Annotated in this window: 1 protein-coding gene; it reads left to right on the top strand. The window is 44.8% G+C overall.

All coding sequences use genetic code 11. The features are described from left to right. Nucleotides 1–727 (top strand): M23 family metallopeptidase (locus AB4653_RS28120; RefSeq protein ID WP_372105917.1); only part of this gene is annotated, 727 nt, incomplete at its 5' end. Between the last annotated feature and the right edge of the window lie 48 nt (nucleotides 728–775).

Here is a 775-nt window from a genome sequence, read left to right as displayed (position 1 = left end):
AGAAGGCACTATTCAGTTACTTGGCAAGCGTGTATTTGATGTGGAATCAGTGCTTGGCCTGACCGATGAAGAGCCGCTTACTGATGACGTCTCTTTAGAAGACCGAATTGATGCAGCTGCAGTAGATTCAGCAGTCAGAGCCACAATGTTTCGTTTGATTCCAAATGACAGCCCTATGGCTTATCAACGCATATCATCCTCTTATGGGCGTCGCTCGAACCCTATAACAGGTAAACGCCACGTTCATACTGGTATCGACCTAACATGTAAGCGTGGTGAAGATATAGTAGCGCCAGCTGATGGCGTAATTGAAACCGTGCGCCCAAGTAAGAAAGGCTTCGGTAACTTTATAACTATGCGTCACTCATTCGGTTTCATGAGCTCTTATGCGCACCTACAGAAGTTCAAAGTACGTAGCGGTCAATTTGTGAGTAAAGGCGATGTGATTGCGAGCTGTGGTAACTCAGGTAACTCAACCGGGCCACACTTGCACTATGAGGTACGCTTTCTTGGTCGTTCATTGAACCCTCAATACTTGATGGATTGGACACCTGAGAACTTCAACTACGTGTTCGAGAAAGAGAAAAAGGTTAAGTGGGGTCCATTGGTTCAACTGATTGATAATGTGGTTCGCTTGCAGATCAACCTGACTAACGTGCCTTACATTAGCTCGACCATAGACACCGTATCGAGTGAAGATAGTAAGAAACCTATCACGACTAACTAGTTATTGGTTATTGGTTATTGAGGGATATTGATTTGGCCTATGATGATC

This window comes from Vibrio sp. 10N.222.48.A3 (genome assembly GCF_041475345.1).
In the GTDB taxonomy this organism is placed as follows: Bacteria; Pseudomonadota; Gammaproteobacteria; order Enterobacterales; family Vibrionaceae; genus Vibrio; species Vibrio tasmaniensis_A.
This window is presented reverse-complemented; position numbering and strand designations above follow the sequence as displayed.